Source organism: Pedobacter sp. KLB.chiD, from assembly GCF_047040275.1.
GTDB lineage: Bacteria > Bacteroidota > Bacteroidia > Sphingobacteriales > Sphingobacteriaceae > Pedobacter.
Genome location: NZ_CP178207.1, coordinates 1,051,249 through 1,074,461, shown reverse-complemented (window position 1 = coordinate 1,074,461; position 23,213 = coordinate 1,051,249). Strand labels below are relative to the sequence as shown.

Genomic DNA, 23,213 nt, shown 5'->3' with positions numbered 1-23,213 from the left:
TTGTAAACCGTTCATAAGAGTGTTATGCAAATTTAATACCTAAAATTGATTGACACATATGGATACCAGCCATCTGTGGAATGTCCCATTACAAATCGCACAACTGTGAGTGATGCGGGAGCAAAATAAACCCCTCCTCCTACACCATGGTGCCAGATTGTTGATTTTTCGTCACGTTTCCAAACCCTGCCAACATCATAAAAACCAAGTAAGCCAACTTGTCCGGGTAAGATATAACTTACTAAATCGCCTAGCTTTGCCCTAAGTTCTAAGTTGTTGTAAAACATATGTTCACCAGCAAACCTAAACTGCCTGTAGCCTAAAAGATTGCCCTGCCCGCCTAAAAATAAAGCCTGGTAAAATGCAGGTTTACCAACCGTTACTCCTCCGCCGAAACGGTCGGCCAGGATAAAATTCTTTCTGCCATCTAAATTTTTGTAAAGGGCAATGCTGCCTGTAAACTGCGCTATAGAATTAGAATATTTATTCACTCCTTTATAGCCCAAAAGTTTAAAATCTACAAAACTACCCAATGTTGGCAAAAGGTCGTTATCGCGGGTATTATTGGTAAAGTTTACAAACGCACCGGCAAACATCTTTTCGTTGCGTACGGTTAAGCTATCTGATGAATGCAGCTGTGCAGCATTTTCGATAAACCTCCCCTCATTATCTTCCCGGTTAAATTTATAATACTGAAAAGCCGGACCAACGCTAAAAGTAGATTTCGGACGGCGCCAGCGGATGGAAGCATCTACCTGGTACAGGTTAAAACGTGCACGATAATACCTGATCTCATCGCCATGTTCATCAAAATGGGTTTCGTTACCAAAACCAAAGAAATTTTGTGTGTTGTTGGGTGCAAAGGCATCGCCTTTTAAAACAAAATCGCCTTTTCCTAAAGCTTTTAACCACTCACCTTTATAATTAAACCTAAAAGCTTTGGTAGAGAATGAGTGCAAAAAGGAAACCGTTTGGGAATTGCCATAAGGTTGTTTTCTGAAACCAGGGTTGGTTTGTTTATAGATTAAGCCCAGTAAAACACCATCATCCTGATTGTAACCAGCATTTAATAACCAGGAATTGCGACGGTACATATCTTTAGGGATATAGCTGAAATTTGCAGTATCGTTAGAGATAATTTTCCTGATTTTATCCTGGTCATTGCCCAGGTAAGTTGCTTTTGTGGTCCGCCCATAAAGTTTTACACTACCATTGCTGTTTTCAAAATCGTAAACTTTATCACCCTTGCCACCAATAATCCGCAGTTTGATATTCGATTTTTTATTGTTCAGTATCAAGCTATCGTTTCCATTGTGCATGTAAACCCTGATCTCTTTGGTTACTTTCGGATCAAATTTCCGATCAAAAAGCTCTTCTTTAATTTTACCTTCTTTAGAGATTTTATTGATTTTTACTCGCAGACCATTATTAACGGCGTCAGTGATCTGAATCAGTTCATTTTTATTGGTGACTTCAATATCTACGATGCGGTTAAAGAAATGATAGTACTGGTTCATTAATTTTGGCAATGTAGCGATCCGGTTACGCAACTGCGCCATAAAGGCATCATGATGTAATGAATAACTCGGTTCAGGCAATTTTTTCAATGCCTTTTCAAAAATAGCATCGTTGTAATTTGCACAGAAATCCTTCACAATTTTATCAAATTCCTCCTCGTCGATATTGGCGGTCCAGCGGCTGCTGATTTCTCTTCCTTCCCATAAAAACCAATTGATATCTTTTATCCCGCGTTCATAGCCCTGCATCATCGGCAATAAAGATGAGGACTGCGTATAGCGTTGCAAAAGTCCGTCTGACCGAAAAAATACCTGATCGCGGTCTCTAGGTACAGGCGAATAAAGCGACCCATCTTCCGTTTTGGTTTCTTTCCAGCGCCACTGGTCTTCGTGCCTGTCCCAATCGCCCAATAATACATCAAATGCCCTGGCCCTAACCCACGCAGGTCCATCTAGTCTATTATCGTTATCTTCTGTTAGTTTTTTATCCATTTTAGGAGAACTGTCTGATTCACCCGTCGGTTCTCTTTCCTCGAATAAACATAAAGTATTGGCAAATGCCGGTTCAAATTCGCCCAGGTTATCATCAGGAGAAACCCAACCGATAATCGGATTGCTGTGTGCAATGCCGCCAGCTTTGGCAAGTTCGGGTACAACCAGTGCCGAAAACGGATGTTGGGCCGACATATTATCTTTTAAAATATCTTTGGCAAAAGTTTCGCGCAATGCTGCCGGCAATAATACCTCCGGAAACTTTTCTACGCTCCGCAGCACATATTCTTTACCGTTTTTATCTTCCAAACGCAAGGATCTCGATTGGTTACCTCCCCCACGTTTGGTTGCCTTTAAGCCACCCATCATTTGAGAAATGCGCAATACAGGTACTTTTGTTTTTGCAGCGTATTCTTTGCGGTAATTTTCGCCAAAAATGATGCGGTGAAAACGACCAACACTATCATATTCCGGCTTTACGCGCACAAAAATACTGTCAGCCGTAATCGGTTTGTCTCTATTTCTTACTTTTTTCGGAATGGCTTCAAACTTTTTAATGTAACTGTAAACCCTTTTAACGCTTGTATCTGAATAAATATAATATTCGTAGCGCATATCATTGTTTTTCAACTGATCGGCAACCACGTAACCTTGCTGCATTTCGTGAAACAACGAGGCTTTACCTTCTTTATTTGGTGATACTTTGGATCCTGAGCCGCTGATCACCTGCAGCTGTTTTCCTTTGATTAACTGAAGGCCGTGTTCATGCCCGGCAACGTAGGTTACGTTTGGATAATCGCCAAATACACCGGTAACCGATTTAATCATATCTTTATAAGCCGGATGGTTTAAATCTTCGGGGCTTAATAAGGTAGAACGTAATAAAGGATAAACAGAACCCAGGACAGGCAAAGGGATATAAAGATTTTTATTTAAAGATGTTAACGGGAAAAGATGGTTCCTTAAATTAAAATAACCACCGTGGGGGCCATAACTCTGAAAGGGATGGTGAGATGCCAAAAGGATTACTTTATCTTTATTTTCAGCTAATAACTCTTCCATTTTTACCAGCACCTCATCTTTAGTGTGGCAATCACAATCGTCATTGGGGTTAGTTTTGTTATAAGGGAACAGCCACCATTCACTATCGTAGGTAATGATGGTGAGTTTATCTGTTAGGTTAATGGCTACGGGATCGGGGCAACCATTATCAGGGATTAGTTTAAGCAAAGGATCGTTCTGTTCTCTGAGAAAATTGCCCTGGGCTTTAATCTTGGCCAGGCCTTTTGGTCCTGACTTATCCCAATCGTGGTTGCCGGAAATAAAATAAACCGCAGCACCCATTTTTCGCATTGGTTCGAATTGCGATCGCAGAATCTTTTTGGTTTCTTCTTCTTCTACACTTCCGGGCAGCCCCATTCCGGTTGGATAGATATTATCGCCCAGATATAAAACCGTAGTTTTTTTGGGAAGAATCTGCTTAGCTGCATTTTTTAAATCCTGCATTTGCGCAGGATTCATTTCGCCTGCATCGCCAAAAAGAATTACACGGTATTTTACATCATCCTGTGCAAAGGCAATGAAGTTGATTAAAAATAAGATGGTAAAAAGGGTAAATCTTTTAATCATAAACTCGGCGTTTGTATAAAGGTAGTTATTTTAAAATTTAATTTTTTCGTTGCAATTTTTGACATTGCACGTCATGCTGATCCGATAGTTGGTTATCGGATCAGCATGACGATCACATCAGGATACCGCTACCGGATTTATTTCCTCAATTTGAACATTAAGATATTTCCTGCTGATAGCGTCCCCCCCTCATTAGAGATATACAGGTTATTATCGCGATCGAAGGCGATGCCTTCTGGCTGGTTAAATAACTGCGGATTTAAAGGGTATGTCGTTTTAACCTTGAAATCAGCATCTGTTACTACCAATAGTTTGTTTACTGAAGAAAGGATATACCATTCTCCGGTTTTTGTATTTTTAGCCAATGCTGATGGACGAAACCTTGATTTTGAGCTTTCGGATGCTTTTTGAATTGCTTTATGAGAGAGGCTAAATTCACCGGCTGCCGTTAGCGAAGCATCATCAGCAACTTTAAAGCCATAAATACTGGAGGCTTTTGCTTTAGAATCGGCTTTGCTATCCTTAGTCAGCACATAAATCATGCTGTTTTTTTCATCTGCTGCCAGTCCTTCATATTCCGCTTTGGGCACCAGATTTTTGGTTTTAATTACATCAGCGGCTTCCGGCTTGCCTACTTCAGTAATTGGGAAAGTGTGTAGCTCGCCATTACTTTTTAATACAATGACATAATTTTTGATGATGGTAACATCTTCATAATCGCCTTTGCCGCCAAATTTGGTAAATTCTGATTCCTTATCGCCCAAACCGAGGTGAAAAAGATCGCCATCTTCATCCTGAATGGCAAATACTTCTTTGGGATCGCCGTCGTGAAACACAATACCTGAAATTTCGAAAAGATTTTGCGGCATGTTATATTTGACAGGACTGGCCAGATCGTAAGGAAAATCTGATTTTGCTGTTCCGGCTGCAGAAATGTTTTCTGTTGAATCCTTTTGTTTATCATCACGGTTACTATTCACACAGGATACGCTAAGAAAAGCTGAAGCGATTAAAAGACCTGAAGCCAAAAAAGTTTTATTGTATTTCATAAGGGTAAAATTTAATTTTTACTTGTCCTGATCTGTGACCTCACAGACCATGGGTAGACAATGGATAAAATCATACTAACTAAAATCGTGGCACCAATAAAGTGGTCTGTGAGGACACAGACCACGGTATATAGAGGATACAGACCACGGCATATAAATTTAATTTTTACCTGCCATGGGCTGTGTCCTCACAGACCTCGGCATATCACGGTGTATTATCATCATTCACTTTCAACATTTTGTAAATGTCATGTTGTGATGAAACCAGCTTTTTGCCTGCTTCAACCGGTATATTATCCATGTTTTCATTTATACAAACCGCCTGTACGTTATCTTGTTTTTGAATTTCGATCATTTCTATCATTTCCTGTTTGATCTGCTCATCATAAACCGGGAAACAAACTTCAATTCTTCTGTAAATATTCCGGTTCATCCAATCGGCAGAGCCTAAATAAACATCGTACTTACCCAGGTTATTAAAAATAAAAACACGTCCGTGTTCGAGGTAACGATCAACAATACGGGTAACTTTAATATTTTCGCTCATCCCTGTTACCCCTGGTATTAAGCGACAAATACTCCGTACGATCATATGGATTCTTACGCCCGCCTGTGAGGCTTCGTAAAGTTTATTGATCAATACTTTTTCTTCTAGGTTGTTCATTTTAATGGTAATGCCTGATGATTTACCTTGTTTGGCATGTTCAATTTCCCTATCAATGAGGTTAAGAAAGCCCTGTTGTAAATTAAACTGGGCCACTAATAAATGCTTAAAATTAACCTGGTCGGGCGATGTGGGCTTAACCCGTTTGGCCAGGAAAATAAAAAGTAACTCAACTTCGCGTAACATTTCTTTATTGGCCGTCATTAAAATATGATCGGTGTAAAAAGCAGCGGTACTTTCGTTAAAATTGCCGGTGGCAAACAAACCAGCGTAACGCATTCTATCACCAATCTGACGTTTTACCAGGGCTACTTTGGCATGCACTTTAAGCGCAGTAACACTATAAATAATATCAACGCCGGCATCTTTCATTTTTTTTGCCCATTTAATGTTATTGGCTTCATCAAAACGGGCTTTAAGCTCAACCAGTACGGTAACTTTTTTACCGTTTTTTGCTGCGCTGATTAAAGCATTAACAATTTTAGAATCGCTGGCTACGCGGTAAAGCGTCACATAGATTTCCCTGACCTGGGCATCAATGGCCGCTTCATTAAAAAACCGCAAAACACTATCATAACTCTGGTAAGGCGTATGTACAATAATGTCATTTTTATAAATGGCTTCGGTTAATGAGCCGTCAATCAGGTCGGTATTACATAGTTTAGGCCAGTTCAGGTTGGATAATTTTGGCGAACTGACCGGAAAACCCATAAAATCTTTCAGGTTATGGTACCGTCCGCCTTCCATCCTGTTTGCCTTTTTGAGGTTAAACAATTTTTTAAGCAGTTCCGATACATTGGCGGGGATGCCGGGTTGGTGTAGAAAACGTGTAGCCAAACCCAAATCGCGTTTCAACAATTGTTTTTCGAGCTGTTCTGACAAATTGCCGGCATATTCATCTTTCAAATCCAGTTCGGCATCCCGCGTGATTTTGAAACTATAACATCCGGTTACTTCACCATGCGGAAAAATGCGGTCTAAATGAAAACGCACGATATCATCCAGAAATACCACAAAGGTTTCATCTCCTGACTCGACTTTGTAAAAACGTGGTAACTGACTGGAAGGAATGTTTAAAACCACTACTTCTGCATCTTCTTTCTTTTTTAATGTAATCAGAAAATAAAGCTCATTGTTAGAAGGGAAAAAATCGGAATCGGCATGTAGATACACGGGTTGCAAAAAGGCCATTACCTGGCTGAGAAAATACCGAGTTATATTTTTTCGGATTTCTGCAGGGAATGGCTCTCCATAAATTAAGTGTATCTTATTTTGTCTGAGCAATGGAATCAGTTCTGATTGAAGCACCTTGCCATATCGTTGTTGCTGATCAGAAATAAGCTGATTGGCCGTGCTTAGTAAATGATCATCAATCTTGATGTCGTTATCATCTCTGTTGCTTAATTTCTCCAAAGCGAGTAGTACAGGCATCCTAACCCTGTAGAACTCGTCGAGATTAGAAGAAAATATCGACAAAAATTTAATGCGCTCTAAAAGCGGAACAGTGCTCCGCTCGGCTTCCATCAAAATACGCTCATTAAACTTTAACCAGCTTAAATCCCGATTAAAAAAAGAGGTTTCTACCAATTGTTCCATTAAAGTTTACCGTAAGCTGCGTAAGCAATTACAAATGCCAATACTGCGGCAATTAAACCGAACATAAAAATATTATAAGCCAGTCGTATCAGTTTATATTTTCTGCCCAGCACTACCCCTTGCGAGTATACATCGGTAATTAATGTGCCGTATAAAAAATCCTTATCGTTCATTACCTTAATCATCCCTTCGGTATAACTAGGCAGGCTCATTTTGTAAAAATTGCCGAAAAACAGCAGGTTTACTTTTTTCTTGTCCATATCTTCCTGCGTAAATTCTCCTTTTGGTATGGATGGCCGGGTTGATAAAATGGAAACAACAACGCAGGTTAAACTTACCAACAACAAGATAAATGTGGGGATAATCAGGTTGCCGTGATCTTCCAGGCGCCTTAACAGCAAACTTACAATCAGAGACAGCATAATAGAATTTACGGTAATGAGAATATGTGCTTTATTATCGGCCATATCGCTCAACCGTTGGTTATTGGCTGAGGTAATCCTGAACATGGTTTCAATACCCTTATCCGGCCTATCACCTTTATCTTTCTTCTTTTTACCGGTCACAATTGCCGGCGCAAAGTTTTTGGGTTCTTCGAGTTCGGTACTGATCACTTCCTGTCGACTCAGTTTACTTTTGAGTTTTTCAATGTTTTTTTGTTTCTGATCGCTTAACAACAGGCTTGCATAATCGGTATGGTAATGGTGCGATTCCATGAACTGGATATCTTTTTTGCGCCAGTCTGATTTGCTGATGTCTTTTTTATAGATCAATTCATTTTCTTTATGCATCAACTTCCCTTTTACCCGGAAATCGGTAAGCCCCAGATGGAACAGATCTGCATCACAGAGTATTTTATCAATTTCATTTTTAGGTTTTTGGGGAATCCTGGTGGCCAATATGGCACTTTTAACCTGATCACGTACCGTTTGATTTACCTGATGCCTGGCTAAAAAGTCATCAGCCAATACTGCTCCTTTTGCTTCGTGGTTTAACGCATCTTCAAAATATCCGGTATCATGAAAATAGGCGGCCACCGTAACCGCAAAAAAATCCTGCTCGTTTAACTGGTAGTGGTTGGCTATCTGCTGCGCAGCATTTACTACTTCCTGCGTATGTTCCAGGTTGTGATAAACCAAACGTGGATCGCTATGGGTATGGAAGTAGTCGACAACGTGATTTTCTACATCTTCCTGGAGTTTTTTATAGTTCATGAGCGTATCGGGATTGTGATGATTTAATAAGATGACGAAAATGCATTTTACTTGGAAATCTTAAAAGCTGAAAAATAACGGTACTATTTACGATGATAAAATTAAGCTATTTTTTTAAAAACGATATAGTTCTGCGATCTACAATAATAATGCCCGGTTTATTTTACAATTAAAAGCAGTAAAGCTGTTCGTAAATGCTGTTCATATTTTGGTTTTATTTGGAAATTCAACAACCAAAAGTGTATATGGTTTCGGCATTAGAAATTTATTTTTAGCTAAACTCAATTCAACTGCTTACTGCAGGCAGCTAATGGGTTGTGCTTCATTATCCTATTGGTTAGTGCCGAACCTATCAGGATGAACGAATTTTTAGCATTAGGAAATAGGCAACCTATGGTTCCTGCCGGTTTGCAGTCGTGCTACATTCCAGTTCCGTGCTACGCTGTGGGCCCTACATTGCATCCGATAGCTCTCGGATCGCGTTTATAAGCAAGGGGCTGTCCCTCTCCTGCAACCTCAACGTGCATAAAAAACGGAGCGGTCATCCAACCAACTCCGATCATCATTAACTAAAAACTAACAACCTATTGCCAGGTCTACTTTCTATTACGGGAAATGTCTTGTTCCATAAAATATTTTGCGAAATAAGACCGCAACCGTTTCTCGAAATAAAGTTTTGCAGACCCTTCGTAATGGTGATCCTGCCCGGGAAGAACCATTAAATCAAAATCTTTGTCGGCCTTGATGAGTGCATCAACCATCCTGTAAGTATTTGCCGGATTTACATTCTCGTCCACTTCGCCTGTTACCAGCATTAAATGACCTTGTAGTTTTTTGGCTAAATCTTCATTTAAAGGCATTTTATTTTCCAATCCCTGGTAAGTTTCACCCCAGGTGCGGTTATAAATCCGGTTGTCGTGGTTCCCTGATGAGGCTACGCCTACTTTATAGAAATCGGGATATTTACACATGGCAGCAACAGTCATCATACCTCCGCCGGAATGTCCGAAAATCCCCACTTTATTTATATCCATAAAGGAATGTTGTTTGGCCAGTTGCTCCAGGGCATATTTATCATCATCAATGGCATAATCGCGAAGGTTACCATAACCATATTTGTAGTATCCGGCATTGCGTATGGGCGAGCCCCCCCTATGCCCAACCGCCACAACAATAAATCCTATTTGTGCTAAAGCTGCATTATTATATTTATCAAGCACGGTAAAATCAGTCCAAACGGTTTCGATCTGTGGACCTGGGTAAACCTGCGAGATGACCGGATATTTTTTAGCCGGATCAAAATCGAATGGTTTCCAGATCAATCCATAGAGATCGGTTATGCCATCTTTAGCTTTTACGGTAAAGGGTTCGGCATTTTTCCAACCATAGGCGTATAGATTACTTAAATTTGGCTTTAATACTTCAGAAATGGTTTTGCCATCAATTTTGCACAACGTAGTTACGGGCGCCAGATCAATGCGGGAATAATTATCTACAAAATATTTTTTATCTGGTGAAACATATACCTGATGGGTGGCATTTTCAGGGGTAAGCAAACGCTCATTTTTACCATTTAAAGCCACCTTGTATAACAGGGCATAATAGGGGTTGATATTGCTCTCCTTGCCATAACCATATAAATAAATATCGCTCTTAGCGGTATCTATAGCTACGATTTTTCCTGCAGTAAAATTGCCGCTGGTAATGCGGTTAAGCAAATGACCCTCACCGTCGTAACGATAATATTGGCCCCATCCTGTTCTGTCACTCCACCAGATAATTTCTTTCCCACCTTTGATGAAGGAAACATTGAAAAAATCTTCGTTGATAAACGGTTTACTGATTTCTTGTATAATGGAACGAACATTCCCGGTAGCCAGGTCTACCGCACAAAGTTCCATTTCATCCCTGCTTCGTTTGCGTCTGATCACGAAAACTTCTTTAGTATTTCCCCGGGCTTCGAAAACTTCCAATTGCTGATCAGGCCAGCGTTTCAGATCTGCTTTTTTGAAAGATCCACTTTCGGCATTGCCAATATAAAGTTCATATTGTGCTACATCCTTATCGCCCGGTAATTCATATTTATAGGTAGATACGCGGGGTCTCGGTGTTACCGCCGAGCTGATTACAGACAGGGTGGCTACTTTCCTCTTGTCTACCCGCAAGGCATAAAAATATTTTGCACCTAACCATTTTGCATGAGAAGGATAAGCTTTATCTGTAGGGTATGTACCCTTTTCATCTACACAAAAAGAGAAATAAGGTTCCGCATCAAAACTCAACTGACGTTCATTTTTTTTACCGGTAGTTGTAGCAATGTACAAATTATGTGCTTTGCTATAAAGCGCCCACCTGCCATCGGCAGAAACACCAAAGTTGGCGGTTTTTTTTAGTGGTGCTTTGTTGATTTGTGAGCTTAATTTTTTGGTTTCGTAGTAATAGTCGTAAGTTTTTGTGCCGTATTTTATGATAACACTTTTCTCATCGTCTGAAAAATTAGGCCAATAAGTCACTTCCTTTTCTTCAACCATGTGTCCGGTAAGTGCTTTTAACTGCTTCATTATTTCAGGTTTATCAAACAAGGTCTGCTTTTTCCCTGTAACTAAATTTACGATGTAATGCGTGTTTTTTTTCAGGGGGGCATTAAGAGAATCGCCCGATACCCCCAGTTTTTTATCATTTAAAGTGGGTTCATCAGCTGTAAACCAAAAATACCTGCCATTTTTAAGAAAGAATGGAATCACCTTGGTGGTACCAATCAGCTTACTCAAATTGGGCGCATCAAATTTTTGCGCAGCTTTATAATTAGCGTGCTGTGCAACAGCCGCTGCACTGCAAACCAGCCATAATAAAATTAAACTAATTGGCTTTTTGTACATATCTCTCTTTCATGGACTTAAATAAACTTACCAGGTAAGGATTACCCGAAGTTTTGGTGATTTCATCTGAAAGTTCGGCTATTTTTGGAAACGTATAACCTTTGATACTTCGGGCAAACGTAACATAGTCGAAAAGGATATGGCGGTTTTCTTCAGAGAATGATCCTAAATGCTTCAAAAACAAATTGGTAACTTCATCAATGTTTTTCTCTCCGGCTGCGATGGCAATATCCATCATCACCAGTAACTGTTTTTTATCTGGCATTTCGGTATTTCGGATTTGCGTTTTATAGCGTTCATAATCATTCTTGTTGAAAGGTTTTACTTTAGCATAAAAACCATTTAAGGTCCATGACGCAATTTGTCGGTATCCGGAGGAAAGCTTTTTATCAACGGTATCCTTGGTGTTTTTTGCCACAAAATCTCTCCAATGTTCGGCCAGGTATTCGAAGTTAGGGCTGGAGAAATCAGATAAATACATGGTATAACGGTTTTGTCCAAATAAAAACCAGTTTTCAGGGCTGGCTTTTTGCTGTGGTGTTAAAATGGTCATCAGCTCATTATTCAGTTCTTTCGCTCTTGATTTTTCCATTACCTTAAGTTTTTGTTTGATGTAAGCCCGCATTAACTCGGGTGTACGATCCCCATGCTCGTAACGGGCATTGAGATTGGCTTCGTCATTATTTGCCGTTAGTCCTTTCCTGGCATGGGCAATGAATTCTTTCGCCGGCATGCCGCCTACAAATTTATTCCTGATTTTCCCATCGGCATCTAACACCAAATAGGATGGAAAAGCTTCGATGGAATACCTATTTTTAACCGCGGGGCCCTCACCTTTTTCCATATCCACTTTGATGTTGATGAAGTTTTCATTGTAAAAATCAGCAACACTGTCTTGGGTAAACACATTGGCTTCCATTTGTTTACAGGGAATACACCAGCTGGTAAAACAATCTACAAAAACCGATTTATTTTCACTTTTAGCCTTGGCCAACGCTTCTTTGAGGTTTAGCTTTTCGAAATGGATTTCTTTTTTCTGGGCGCTTACAGCCAGGCTCAAAAAAAGCATGGCAACTGCAATATTGATTCTTCTCATGTTATCTGGCATTAGTTTCGTTATTCATTAACATCTTCATCAATTGAAAATGCTCCTTTGTTAAAGCATCTTTATGGGTGCTGGCTACCTCGTTGATGTGCTTACTTAATGAGGTACGGTAAGCATTTAAAACAATACCGATTTCGCTTAAACCGGTATTGATTTTGTTCTTTGAAATCAAAGTCAATAAGTTTTTAAGGTAATTATATTGGTTATTACGTTGATAAGTGCTTAATGCTGTGTTCGGATTGAAATCCAGAAAGATATAATGATCTACCTGGTTAAACAGATCTTTCGTGCCAAAAACATTTTTTTCTCCAGAATTTTCGGCTTCCAGAAGATTTCTGAGCAAATCGGCAGTGGTAAGGTAACTGATGATCTTGTTCGAAGTTTTTGAAACCAGTGTCTCGGTATTGGAGCCATCCATGGATTGTGCCCTGTTGTTTCTGGTCCATGCCGGCACTTCTTTTAATACATTTTGATATAAAAATTCGAAGGTGGCCAGTTGCCTTGCCTTTGGCACATAAACGGCCGGTGTACTGTTGTAGCCTTTCATCACCACAAAACGTTGTTTACCTCCTATATTAGGTAAAACACTAGTGGCATACTGATCGTACGACATGATAAAATTAGCAGCAAGCAACATATAGGTATCCCAGGTATCATCATCCATTTTGGCTGCAATTCCTTCCATTTTCGGGTAGAATGTTTTCAGGCGGTTTATACCCACTTGTGCGGCTTCGATATTTTGCGACGATAAATCTTTTGCCTGCGCATAAGGGTTATTCTTATCTTCTGCGGAATAGTAAAGTGCCGGATTTATTTTACCATCCTTTAAAAAGGAGGCACCATCAATGCCATCCTGAAACTGACGATAAGCCCAGTTGATGGCTAAATGATCGTAAGCGCCTATGCGGGGTAAAAATAGTTTACTGTTAAATGTCTTTGAAGCAGGTACCATTAAATAGTTAAACTCTAACTGATCGGTAATTGAAGAGGTAAAACCATATTGGCTTACAAATTTAGGATCACTGAGCTGCTGTACGGTATAGGCAGCACTTGCAGCATAGTTTGGAAGCATGCCCAAAACTTCGGCCATCGCCTGGCTAACTTTAAACTTCAGAATATCCTGGCGTACGGCCGGTGATGCTGCATCTTTTTGGATCCGGGGGTCGTAAGCCCCACATTGGACGAAATATTTTTGAAGCAGATCATCAATCATAAAATCGCAAAGGGTTACCTTAGCGGTTTTGATTTCGGCGGTGCGGGGGTCGTCTACCAGATCTACCACTGCTTTTGGGTTTACCCCTGCCCAGGCCACTAATACGCTACCTTCTTCCATGGCCACCGGCTTACCGTTTTCAGGCAACACAACTCTGATTGCATTTTTAAATCCAGCGCTTTCAAAGCACTTGTTCCAGGCTAAAACACCATCCTTAACGGCGTTGATAAAGAACTGTGGTACTGAAGGATGTATATAAACCAGAATAGGTTGTTGAGGCTCTACCAGATTACCTGCTTTGTACCTGTCAACATCCTGTGGTTTTACCAGTAAATTCCATTTTTTAATTACCGTAACTTTTTTTGCAGCATAACCTGCCAACCCAAAATCAGTAAACTGGCGGGTATCAAAACCGATCCGTTTATCCGTTAATTTAATTGGCATCTGCGCTTCAGATAGCTGCTGTAACAACAGACCAAATTGCATGGTATTGGGCTGATCTGAGGTTTTGCCATTATAATCACGTCCAGGATTGTTCTGGGTTCTGAACACATTAAAAAAAACGCCGTTTTTAACCGCTTCAACCCTTTCAACACCAGACCTGCTTGGATCCGGATTGGCGATAAGATTGTAGTTCTTGAAAGAGAAGAGTTCACCTCCTTCAATCAGTTGCCTGGTAATATCGATGATGACGCTACCGGTATCTTTACCCAAAGCCTCTACTTTAAAGGTGAAACTAATAGGTTCAAGCGTTGAGCCACTTAACAGATTAGACATGGGCGCATTGTTAACGGCCTGTTCGCTGTAATTATTTCTGGTAACATACAGGTTTTCTCCCAGTCCCTTCACAAATCTGAGGATGCCCGATGATTTAGAAACAGCTGAAGATCCAAAACGGATATCGCCAGCCACCAGAATATCTTTATTTAGCTGGTTAGGCCCAATTTGCAGGTAATATTTTTCGTCAGCCTGGTAAATGGGAAACGTACCGGCTACGACCTCTTTTTTATCTTTTATAAATTTTTCGAAACTGAGTGAAGCACTTTGTTTTGACTGCTGGGCTATCACTGTTGAAGTAATGGCAAAACCCAGCAACACCGTCGTTAATATTTTTTTCATCCGTATCATTCTGCTTTTTAATGAAGATGAAGCCATTATGATCTTTCTTTTTTTAATCATTAACGATTCCATCTGTTTATTTATGTTGGTTCTGCACTAACTTGCAGGCTTGCTCTCCTGCCATTGTTTTATCAATTCTGAAATGCCCCTCAAATGATCTTTTGATAGCTGATCGGTCTTGATCTGCTGGGCTGCATCACAGGCTTTTTTAATTTTATCTAATTGCTGTTTCATTAAAATCGCTTCATTATTAGCAAAACTGGCAGGGTTATATACCGAACCCAAAAGTTTGTTAATGTAATTCCGCTGCAGCATTCTGCGGTAATCAGAGATAGGTACCGCATTGTTCACATCGCCAAAAATGCCCTGGTAGAGATCATCAAAAAAATCGTCAAGGGTATAAGGTGTTTGCCCTGTGATGCGTTCGTTCTTCGAAATGGCAGAAAATTTATAAAAAACTTTCCCTAAAAAGGCTTCATAATCGGCCTGTACTTCACCGGCAAATACAAATCTTGTTTTATCGGTTATATTTTTAGGAAATAGCCAGGTTGGCTCCTGGAAATAATACGTATTGATGAACGCCATGGCCTCTTTTTGTGTGGCACGGCCTACCGGTACAAAATTGGGCTTATCTTCTACCTTAAGAGCCTGATCGCCATATCTGCCGCCAATATTCTTGACCACATGTGACAGATATTCATTGTAACGGCTTGCAACTGAAGCATGCATCCTTCTCATCATGCTGTAGTTTTCATCATCATCTTTCTCCAACCAATCTGCTATGTTATTCATGATGTATTTAAGATTTTTAATGCCTAAAGCACCCGCTTGCATGGCATTACTACCCATATCTTCAGACTGTACACGCGGATCGGAAAAATCGCCTTCAGGGAAATAAAACAACCGCACATCTTTACGTTTCTCTGTCACCCATTTTTTTAAAAATTCGCCCTCTTTATAGGCATTGTCCAGCTCAGGGAAATATTTATATCCCCACTCAATCGCAAACTCATCATAAATACCAATTCTTGGATGAAGTTCTTCCGCCGTAAAACCGTCTTCAGGCTGTACGACATAGTTAAAGCGCAGATAATCCATAATAGAGGCACCAAAACCATTTTTAGCGACATAATCGCGCTTACGCACACTATCTACATTGTAACTATGACTACCTGCAAAATCATGACGAAGACCCAGGGTATGGCCAACTTCATGTGTGATTACGGTTTGTAACATACGGCCCATAATGTCTTTTGCCAGCGGTAACTTTCGGCCTCTTTGATCGATTGCTGAACACATCACAAAGTACCAACGCTGCATTAAATCGGTAATGTTATGGAAAACGGCAACGTGCGAACTCAGAATCTGACCGGAACGCGGATCGATCACCATGGGTCCGTAAGCGTTTGCAGTGGTAGAAGGTTTATAAGAAATCACAGAATAATTGATATTATCTATAGAAAAATCGGGATCTTCTGCTGCGGTAGGTGCCATTTTTGCTACAATGGCATTTTTAAAACCTATTTTCTCAAAAACCTTTTGCCAGGCATCTACACCGGCAATAAAATACGGCTGTAAATATTCCGGGGTATTTCTGTCTACATAAAAAACGATGGGCTGTGCAGGTTCAACCAGTTCACCACGTTGGTATTTTTCTACATCCTGTGGTTTGGGCTCAATTTTCCAACGGGTTGCCAGGCCACGCTCTTCCAATTTAAGCGGGTTGCTGGAATAATCATTCAACCCACGTGTAAAATAACCTACCCTTTTATCAGCAAAGCGCTGTCGCATCGGGATGGCCGGCAACAAGTACCAGCTTGCTCCAACTTCCCATGCGGTAGGTCCGTTCTGGTTAACAGTCTGTGTTTCCTGCGGTTGCTGGGGTTCAGCAGGTGCTTCGGCCGAATTAGGCTTTGGCGAAGTTACCCCGGGCGAATAATTACGCAACGAACGGAACACAATGTTGTTTTTATAGGCCGAGATGGCGGTTAGCTTTGATAAGTTAGCCTGATAGCTACCCAGGCCTAGTTCTTCTTTTGCACCACTTAACGACAGGATGGGCATGTCTGCATTGATTGCCGGCGTAATATCGATCAGCACAGCACCAGCATTTTTGGCAACCGGCTTAAAAGACATGATAATCGGCGATGGCCTGGAATTAATGGTATTATAGAAAATGCTATTCGCTTTAGGTGCATTATAGAACTGCGACTGTTCCATATTGACCTCACCTTTTTTATTCCTGTTGAACTTGAAAACAGCTTCGTGTACTACATCTCCCGCAAAACCAAAACGCCTTCTCGAATCTCTGGCTACCTGTGCCGAACCTTTGTTAATGACAATCATGGCCAGGATATCGCGGTTTAACAACGAATCCGGTAGTTCCATAAAATACTTATCATCCTGCTGATAAATATTGAATACACCCTGATAAGAAATCGCATTTTGTTTTATAAACGTGCTGATAGCCGGTGGCGATTGCGGTGCCTTTTGTGCCATTAAACTGGTGCTTAAGCAAAGATTGCCCAACAGCAACAACTTTTTTAGTAGTTTCATTCACTTTTGTTAAAAGCACTGCCTGCTTTAGGTTGAGCAGGCAATGCTTAATTTATAAATATTAGGTTAGCTTAAAGGCCCCTTGTTGCATTACCGATTGCCTGAAGATCGACACCATATTCATTGATGAAATAGTTTCTAACGATATTGTATCTCCTTTTGATCAGCCCTGCAGTATCTTTGGTAGCATTAAGCATTCCAGCAGGTGTACTATCTGTATTGGCTACCGAAGCATTTAACTGCGGGGTAGAATAGGTAACCATTGCAGTGATATAGGCGTTCCAATCCAACTGTGCCGAAATATTTGAGGTACCCATAATTATCCCCCTGGTATAGGCTTGGGCAAGCGTACTTACACTGCTCATGTAATCGGCACTACTGGCAAAATCTGAAGTTGGTGCAGATAATCCTCTGGCAAAAATGCTTTGCATAAAGATTAGGTTAACCTTGTAAATAAAGGCTCGTTGCTCAGCAGCAGTCATGGAATTTACGGTTGCGTCTCCATAATTCACCTGAATGTTGTCATAATTATAAAATGCCGCTACTTTTTTTGTTCCTTTCGCAGCCATGAATGTCGGCGTAAAAACATAAGTGGTAAAAACAGAATCAACCTTTTTACAAAGCATAATCTTTACCGGGAGATATTGTTTGAGAAATTTATCTGAGTAAAAACCAAACCACTTACTTTTAATCAGCCCGAGTTGAGATGCGATATATGCCGGATCAGATGCTTCTACTTCTGCACCAGCAGACCATATTCCGTTTGTAGCAACCGGTTTTTTCCAGCCCGTTGGTGTCCAATACACATCTTTTTCAGAAAACTTATATAACATATAAGTTCCGTAGCTATTGTAATAATCTACTATAGTCTGATCAAATGCATTATTTCCCTGAGGAACTTTATAAGTGTCATCTATACCAGATGGAGTAAGTTGCTCATCTTCTTTTTTACAAGAGGCGATCATAATGGCCAACGTTAAGGTAAGTAAGATCAAAGAATTTTGTTTCATCATTTTTTATTTTCTTAAATGATTATTATCTAGGGTTTTGAGAGAGGTCTGGATTATTGTTCAAAGCATTGAATGGGATTGGCAATGCGTAAAGTAAACTGTTCGCAGGTAGCGTATAAACTGTGGATACGCCATCAGCACCTGTGAAGTTATGCGTTACCGGAATGGCCCATCTTCTGATATCCTGCCATCTGCAATTATTCTCTAAAGCCATCTCCCTTCTACGCTCCTGCTGATAAAAAGTTAAAAGCGCTTGAGGGTCGGTAATTGATACCGGAACATATGCGGTATTCCTGGTATCATAACGATTACTTCTTAAGTAGTTAAGATCAGCAAGAGCTTTGATCCGATCTGCATCATTCCCCGTTAGTATGAATCGTCTGATTAAAGCTTCTGCCCTGTTTAGGTATACTTCAGACACGCGGAATCCAGTGCTTCCACCAACCGAATTTGCAGACGATTTAGCTGATGCATACGGTGTGGAACTATTTTTTGTAAAGTACATCTGATAGCGTAAATCTCCATAATTGGAGCTGTTCGGTCCTTGTTGATAAAGTGAGATTAAAGACTGCGATGCGCTATATGGAGGTGCAGATCCTCCGGTTATAGTTGGAAAATACGTTCCATCCAACCTGGAATTTCCACCATGTACCCATAAAACTTCTACATTTCCCGGATCAAAAATACCTGTGCCTGAAATCGCGTTAGTTGATGTGAAAAACGTTGTTAATGGTGTGAGGGTACTCTTTTCTGCCAAAACCTGCTCTGCATAACGGATTACCTGATCTAAATCTTCATTTCTACCCTTCAAAAGATAGAATCTTGATAAAAATGCATTTGCCGCTGGTGCCGTAATTCTATATGGAGTTGTGGCTACACCATTATTCTTCAAAAGATCGGCGGCTTCCAACAAATCTTTTTCAATCTGATCATAGGTTTGTTTTAGTGTTGGCCGAGTAAGTCCACCATCCCTTATCTGGCTGCTTAAAATCAGTGGAACACCCAATGCAGTTTCTGGATTAACGCCATTACCGCTATATGGTAAGCTATAAGTGGTAACCAATTTAAAAAGGTAATACGATCTTAGAAACAGACACTGTCCTTTAATTAAATTCTTTGCTTGCTCTGTACCAGAAACATTGGCCAACTGATCGAGTACAACATTACATCCCTTAATTTTACTATAACAGTTCTCATACAAATTGGCCCCAGCCGGTATAATACTGCCAGCATCGAACATAGACGAACTAAAGGTGAACATTGCAATGCCATTGTTAAATGGCGTTACATAATTGGCAACAGGCGTACCATTAGTAGTTGCAAGGCCGTTACTTTGTACATCATCGGTTAGCAGATCCAGATTATCCAATCTTATGCTGTACGGATATGCATCGCTGTACATCAGCGCAGCAAGGTCATTAGTTGTACTCGGACGCATCTCATCCTGACTATACTCTGTTAGAAATTTTTTACATGAACCTAATACTGTACAGAACAATATCAGGAAATATATCATTAACTTTTTCATATACATGCTATAAACTTAAGTTCAAATTAAAAGTAAATGTTCTGGTTCTGGGTTGCTGTCCGGTAGCCACCTCTGCATCGAGTCCATTGAAATCCTTACTATTAATGGCAAAAACATTAGATATACCCGCACCGATATTAATGTTCTTGGTTTTCAACCGCTGCACTACAGAAGCGGGAAGCGTATAACTCAAACTGATATTATTGCAACGTAATGCAGTGGCACTAACTACCCGAGCGGTACTATAATTATACATCTCGAATGGTGTTGGAGCCGTTCCTCCAGAATTAGCTGTTCTTCCTGGTAAACTCACGGTAGGAACTGAACTATCTGGTAACCGCGGTACGCTACCATTTGGATTAGATGCAGACCAGCGATCTAATAGCTGACGCGATAGGTTCTGATATTCTGTAGGGAGATTATTTACGAGTGTATATAGTGGAGACAGAAACTTCTTACCACCAACCTGCAGGTAAAAGCTCGAACTTAATGTTAACATTTTATATCGAAAATTCATCCCCAAACCAGATGTAAAGTCAGGATCCAGCTTACCAACATACTCCATATAAGACGTTGGATCTTGAGGATCAGCATTTGGTTTTAGAGACAGGTCGAAAGTTGGATAGCCATTTGATGGATCTATACCGGTATATTTAAATGCATAAAATCCAGATACCGGCCTGTCAAGAGCAGTTAGCGTTCCGGTAACCGCTGTTCTCCAGCTCACCAGCTGAGGACTTACTTTTACAACACTGTTCATATTTTTTGAAGTGTTCAATGTTACATTCCAGCTGAAATTTTTAGTACGTACCGGAACGAAGCTGGCCGCCACTTCATAGCCCTTATTATTGATTGCTCCGCCATTAACAAGCGTATTGGTAACACCATATTCTAAAGGCACACTCAAACTGGTAATCAATTCGCGACCACGTTTATTGTAATATTCAAATGATCCAGTTACCTTATTGTTAAAAAGGCTGAAATTAAGTCCTAGATTCATACTTGCATTCTGCTCCCATCTTAAATCTCCGTAGGGCAAAGAACTAATGGTAAGTAAACTTTCACCTGTAAAGGTATCTGTACCACTAGCACTTGCACCTGTAGGTGTCTTGATAATCAGATCGGGGCTTACATTTGCCGCAATATTTCTTTGATAACCAAAGGTACCGCTAATGCTCAGATCGGATAGCCAATAGGATTTGTTAAACCATTTTTCATTCGCCACGTTCCATTTCAAACCTCCAGCCCAAACCGGGTTAAATTTTTCACCGGTAAACTGTCCAAAACGATTTGAACGATCATTCCTCACGCTGGCATTCACTACATATCGGCCATCAAAGGTATAACTGGAAGTGAGGTAAAGGCCCATGGTATTCACTAACCGATCTGTTATTTTAGGAGAAAATTTGGTCAGAAAATCGTTGTTTGTAACGATTGTACCCACAGAGAAAGTTGTTGGTATAGTTGCAAATGATTTTCCACGATCTCTTAGGTATCCTAACGTGGTATTGGTATAGCCCAGGTATTTTGTACTGCTTAATTCATGGCCAAACATAAAGTTTACTACGTGTTTTCGGTTAAATACCTTACTGTAGGATATGCTATTTCTCCAATTCCATACGCTACTGGTTGCCTGGTCTACGTTGTATTCACCCCCTACCGGCAATTTACTTTGTTTATAACCAGCATCTGTTGGTTTAAAAACACCGTAATTATAAAATCTATATTGGCGGGCCACATATTCTGTTTGCTCTGTGGCATAAGATTCGCCAACAGTAGAACTTGAACTGTAACTGTACAGGGACTGGAAATTAAGTCCCTCAATGATCTTATAATTGGCATTAATAAATGTATTAACAGTTAAAACCTTATTGCTATTCCCTGTCTGGCTCCTTTCATTAAGAACATTATAGGCGTAACCAGAAGCATTTGGATAAAACACCAGGCTTCCATCTGGATTCTCAGCTCTTATTGCTCTGTTTGTACCCTTGGCATAGCCATATGGGTCTACCTGGTAAAAGCCACTCACCTGATTTTTTGATGCTGAAAGGCTAGCATCAATCGTTATTTTGTCTGAAAGCTTGGTATTTACCGAAATTTTTCCGGTTATTGCTGTGGCATCGTTCCCCCTGGCTGTTCCGGATGAACTATTATATCCAAAAGATGAATAATAGCGTGTATTTTGGCTGCCACCTGAAATACCAAAATTATGCCCATTACTAAATGGTACCCGATAAAGTAAATCGAACCAATCAGTGTTGACTGTTTCCATATCTCTCACCCTCGCATTAAACTCATCGGCAGATATCGATTTTTTAAATAAATAATCGTTTAAGGCACCTGCATAACCTACTGTACTGTTCACGTAAGTAGCGGTCAATCCATTGGTAAAGATTTCTCTTGATACCGCTACCCGCTCTTTTGAATTCATTAAGTTTAACTTGTCGGCGGTTACTTTTTCAGTTGTACTAAAATTTGTTGAGTAAGTGATTACAGGAGGGCCAACACGGCCTTTTTTAGTGGTAATCACAATTACGCCGTTTCCAGCCCTGATACCATATATTGCGGTGGCAGAGGCATCTTTTAATACTGTAATATCTTCAATATCCATAGGGTTTAACCAGCGGATCGAATTACCAACGAAGTTTCTTATAAAATCAATGTTATCAGAATTTATCTCACCATTGCTGTTAAGGCTCTGAGCCTTAAATGGCAAAGGTTCCTCCTGAATTACACCATCAACCACCCAGATTGGCTCTTGTGAACCCGATAAGGTTGAAGTTCCACGCACACGTACGGTTTGCTTGGTTCCGGTAAGGCCACTGGTATTGGTTACCACCAAACCTGCAATTTTGCCCTGTAGTGCCTGCTCAATCGTGTTTACGCCATTTAAATACAGATCTTTAGCGTTTATTGAAGCCGTAGATCCCACTACGTCCGATTTTTTGAGTACCTGATACCCGGTAACCACCATCTCTTCCATTTCTTTAGCGGCCATGGATAGCGTTACATCTATTACAGATTGATTACTTACAGCAACCTGCTTGCTTTCCATCCCCACAAATGAGAAAATCAAAGTAGCGGGTTCCTGACCAATTACATCAATTTTGTACCTACCCTCCCTATCTGTAGCGGTTTTTACATTGAGTTCTTTTGATAATACCGTCACCCCTGGAAGGGAGCGGTTTTCAGTATCAGTTACCCTACCCGTAATTAAACGGTATTTACCCCCAGGTATGGATGCCGGCGGTCCCACTTGCTGTGTGGGTTTGGATTTAACGATAATGGTTTTATTTTTAATGGAATAACTTAACGGCTGGTCTTTAAAACAAGCTGCCAACGCGCTTTCCAATGTCGCATTTTTTATGTTTATGGTTACTGGCGTCGTTTCACTGATATGACTGGAGGTGTATACGAAATCGTATCCTGTCTGTTTTCTGATCTCTTTGAAAACATCAACAATTTTTGCATTACTTTTTGAAAGGGTAACAGTTTGCGCCTGACTCTTACCTAACTGAAAGACAAATATGGTGAACAAAAGTACCGCTACTTTCATTATAAAGTCCATATTTTGTCCGGAACAACAAGCACTTAGCTTATTGTCCATTGAAATGGATTTTTTCATACATTTGAATAGAATAC

The 23,213-nt window shown here is 40.3% G+C and carries 11 protein-coding genes; all 11 read right to left on the bottom strand.

The genetic code is table 11. The features are described from left to right. Positions 1 to 32 precede the first annotated feature (32 nt). The 11 genes from ACK1I8_RS04570 to ACK1I8_RS04520 all read right to left on the bottom strand — a co-directional run bounded on the left by ACK1I8_RS04570 (position 33) and on the right by ACK1I8_RS04520 (position 23,196). On the bottom strand, positions 33 to 3,638 hold the full coding sequence (locus ACK1I8_RS04570; protein WP_412468163.1) for a BamA/TamA family outer membrane protein: 3,606 nt from the start codon (positions 3,636 to 3,638) through the stop codon (positions 33 to 35). A 137-nt stretch (positions 3,639 to 3,775) separates the two neighbouring features. Continuing rightward, positions 3,776 to 4,687 carry an SdiA-regulated domain-containing protein gene (locus ACK1I8_RS04565; protein ID WP_412468162.1) on the bottom strand — a complete coding sequence of 304 codons (912 nt, stop codon included), beginning with the start codon at positions 4,685 to 4,687 and terminating at the stop codon, positions 3,776 to 3,778. A 205-nt stretch (positions 4,688 to 4,892) separates the two neighbouring features. Then, positions 4,893 to 6,947 (bottom strand): polyphosphate kinase 1, encoded by a 2,055-nt coding sequence (gene ppk1 / locus ACK1I8_RS04560; protein ID WP_412468161.1) that lies wholly within the window; start codon positions 6,945 to 6,947, stop codon positions 4,893 to 4,895. Then, positions 6,947 to 8,161 carry a Pycsar system effector family protein gene (locus ACK1I8_RS04555; RefSeq protein ID WP_412468160.1) on the bottom strand — a complete coding sequence of 405 codons (1,215 nt, stop codon included), beginning with the start codon at positions 8,159 to 8,161 and terminating at the stop codon, positions 6,947 to 6,949. The genes ppk1 and ACK1I8_RS04555 overlap by 1 nt, the downstream gene beginning before the upstream one ends. A 596-nt stretch (positions 8,162 to 8,757) precedes the next feature. Continuing rightward, positions 8,758 to 11,040 carry a prolyl oligopeptidase family serine peptidase gene (locus ACK1I8_RS04550; protein ID WP_412468159.1) on the bottom strand — a complete coding sequence of 761 codons (2,283 nt, stop codon included), beginning with the start codon at positions 11,038 to 11,040 and terminating at the stop codon, positions 8,758 to 8,760. Further along, entirely contained in the window at positions 11,021 to 12,136 is a 1,116-nt protein-coding gene (locus tag ACK1I8_RS04545) for a thioredoxin family protein (protein ID WP_412468158.1), read from the bottom strand. Before ACK1I8_RS04545 ends, ACK1I8_RS04550 begins: the two co-directional genes overlap by 20 nt. 1 nt (position 12,137) lies before the next feature. Further along, positions 12,138 to 14,477, bottom strand: coding sequence for a zinc-dependent metalloprotease (locus tag ACK1I8_RS04540; protein WP_412468157.1), 2,340 nt, complete (start codon positions 14,475 to 14,477; stop codon positions 12,138 to 12,140). A gap of 96 nt (positions 14,478 to 14,573) precedes the next feature. Continuing rightward, positions 14,574 to 17,033, bottom strand: a complete 2,460-nt coding sequence (locus ACK1I8_RS04535; protein WP_412468156.1) for a zinc-dependent metalloprotease — start codon at positions 17,031 to 17,033, stop codon at positions 14,574 to 14,576. Between the two features lie 71 nt (positions 17,034 to 17,104). Further along, positions 17,105 to 18,046, bottom strand: coding sequence for a putative zinc-binding metallopeptidase (locus tag ACK1I8_RS04530; RefSeq protein ID WP_412468155.1), 942 nt, complete (start codon positions 18,044 to 18,046; stop codon positions 17,105 to 17,107). 22 nt (positions 18,047 to 18,068) lie between these two features. Further along, complete coding sequence (locus ACK1I8_RS04525) at positions 18,069 to 19,571, bottom strand: RagB/SusD family nutrient uptake outer membrane protein (RefSeq protein WP_412468154.1); 1,503 nt, start codon at positions 19,569 to 19,571, stop codon at positions 18,069 to 18,071. A 7-nt stretch (positions 19,572 to 19,578) separates the two neighbouring features. Continuing rightward, positions 19,579 to 23,196 carry a SusC/RagA family TonB-linked outer membrane protein gene (locus ACK1I8_RS04520; protein ID WP_412468153.1) on the bottom strand — a complete coding sequence of 1,206 codons (3,618 nt, stop codon included), beginning with the start codon at positions 23,194 to 23,196 and terminating at the stop codon, positions 19,579 to 19,581. Positions 23,197 to 23,213: the final 17 nt, after the last annotated feature.